We start from the raw sequence: 2195 nt of genomic DNA, 5'->3' as shown, positions 1-2195 counted from the left end.
GCGCAGCCAGACGCTGGTCGAGCGGCAGATCACCCTGATCGACGGGCTGGAGCAGGGCGAGCAGGACGAGAGCCGGCTGGCCAACCTGTTCAAGCTGGACCATCTGGCCACCCGTATGCGGCGCAACAGCGAGAACCTGCTGGTGCTCGCGGGCCAGGACCCGCCGCGCCGCTGGAGCCAGCCGGTCAAGCTGGTCGACGTGGCCCGCGCCTCGCTGTCGGAGGTCGAGAACTACGAACGGGTCGTGCTGCAGGTCCCCGACGGCGTCTCCGTCGCCGGCCAGGCGGTCAACGACGTCATCCACCTCATCGCCGAGCTGGTCGAGAACGCCCTGTCGTTCTCTCCCCGCGAAACCCGCGTCACCGTCTCCGGCAGCCGCATCGACGGCGGCGGCGTGATGCTGTCGATCACCGACTCCGGCATCGGGATGACCCAGGAAGAGCTCGTCCTGGCCAACGAACGGCTGGTTGACGCGCCGACCATGGACGTGTCGGTGTCACGCCGGATGGGCCTGTTCGTGGTCGCCAGGCTGGCTCACCGGCACGGCATCCGGGTGCAGCTGCGCCCGCACGGCGGCGGCGGGCTCACCGCGATGGTGCTCGTCCCCGAGATCCTGCTCGGCGCCCAGACACCCGCCTTCGCGGGCGGCACGTCCGGCACCAGCCGCGAGGAGTCGTACGCGACCGCGCAGCCCGTCGCCTCCACGCCCCAGTGGCCGGCCAACTCCTACCAGATGGGCCCCGACCACCCCTCCTACCCGTCCAACCCGCAGGGCCCGGGCACATCGGTACCGGAGCCGGTCGGCGCCTGGCCGTCCATGCCCCAGTGGCCCTCCGGAGGCGGCAACTGGCCCTCCGACCCCCGCGCCAGCAGCGGCGGCTACGACACCGCCGACGTGTGGGTGCCGTCACGCGGCACGGGAGGCGGCGGCGGCTGGACGGGCGGCGAGGGCAACGGACTGCCCAAACGGCCCACCGCCGCCGACGACCCGCCGAACTGGGATCTCGGCGACGGCGACTCCTCGCGCCGCACCTCCAGGTACGACTTCCCGGAGACCGAGTCCGCGGCCACCGGTCCGATCCCGGCGGTGAACACTCCGCCGTCCGCCGGTGACGAGTACCTTCCGATCTTCGCCTCGGTCGAGTCCGCCTGGTTCGAGCAGAGCGAAACCGGCGCCACCTGGGGCTCGTCCAAGGCCGACGCCGGATGGAGCGCCGCCAAGGCCGTGGTGGAGCCGGTGCGTGACGGGGCGACGGCGTCAGGTCTGCCGAAGCGGGTGCCGAAGGCGAACCTGGTGCCGGGTTCGGCGGACACGGCGTCGGCGCCGAAGGGCGTGACCCCGATGCCGTCGGTGTCGCCCGACCGGGTGCGCAGCCGGTTGTCCAGCTTCCAGCAGGGCTTCCGGGCCGCGCGCGACGACATCAGCGAGGGCAAGGCGTACCCGTCTGGTCCGAGGAACGTTGAGAGCAGGGAGGAGGGTGTATGAACGACCTGAGTCATGCCGCACGCGGTGTCGACTGGTTGATCACTGATTTCGTCAGCACCGTTCCGGGCGTCGCCCACGCGGTCGTCGTCTCTTCTGACGGCTTGCCGCTCGCGGCCTCGTCGGGATTCCCGGCCGACCGCGCGGACCAGTTGGCGGCGATCGCCTCGGGGTTGGTGAGCCTGACACAGGGCGCTTCCCGGGTGTTCGAGGGCGGCGCGGTCAATCAGACGATCGTGGAGATGCAGCGAGGGCTGATGCTGATCATGTCGATCAGCGACGGTTCGTGCCTGGCGGTCCTGGCCGCTCCTGACTGTGACATGGGGTTGGTGGCCTATCAGATGACGCTCATGGTGGATCGCGCCGGTCAGGTGCTCACTCCCGCGGTGCGCGCCGAGTTGCGCGCTACCCAGTCCAGGTGATGTAGGTGACGGACCCTAGATGGAACAGCGGCGGCTGGGAGCCTCAGCCCCCGCCCATGTCACCGCCGGCCTCCGACCCGGCGTCGCCCGTACGCCCCTACGCGGTGACGGGCGGGCGCACCGCTCCGCGCGTGAAACTGGCCATGGAGGCCCTCGTCTCGTCGGCGACGGCTGAGCATCGGGAGTTTTCGCATATCACGCCGGAGTATCAGGCGATCAGTCAGTTGTGTCGGCAGGTTCGGTCGGTGGCTGAGGTGTCGGCGCTGTTGCGGATTCCGCTGGGTGTGGTG

3 protein-coding genes are annotated in these 2195 nt (G+C 70.5%); all 3 read left to right on the top strand.

What is annotated here, in order from left to right; genetic code table 11:
- Positions 1 to 1486 (top strand): ATP-binding protein (locus AB0C16_RS39895; RefSeq protein WP_357691329.1); only part of this gene is annotated, 1486 nt, incomplete at its 5' end.
- The gene (locus tag AB0C16_RS39890) at positions 1483 to 1905 is read left to right on the top strand and encodes a roadblock/LC7 domain-containing protein (protein WP_357691327.1); all 423 of its coding nucleotides are present in this window, start codon (positions 1483 to 1485) and stop codon (positions 1903 to 1905) included. The genes AB0C16_RS39895 and AB0C16_RS39890, both read left to right, overlap by 4 nt.
- Positions 1906 to 1961: 56 nt before the next feature.
- The coding region (locus tag AB0C16_RS39885; RefSeq protein WP_357691325.1) for a DUF742 domain-containing protein at positions 1962 to 2195 on the top strand (234 nt) is incomplete at its 3' end.

This window comes from Nonomuraea sp. NPDC048916, from assembly GCF_040649575.1.
In the GTDB taxonomy this organism is placed as follows: domain Bacteria; phylum Actinomycetota; class Actinomycetes; order Streptosporangiales; family Streptosporangiaceae; genus Nonomuraea.
This window is presented reverse-complemented; position numbering and strand designations above follow the sequence as displayed.

Coding starts and splice junctions, on each gene's coding strand:
- AB0C16_RS39890 (WP_357691327.1), top strand. CDS start 1,483: ATGAACGACCTGAGTCATGCCGCACGCGGTGTCGACTGGTTGATCACT.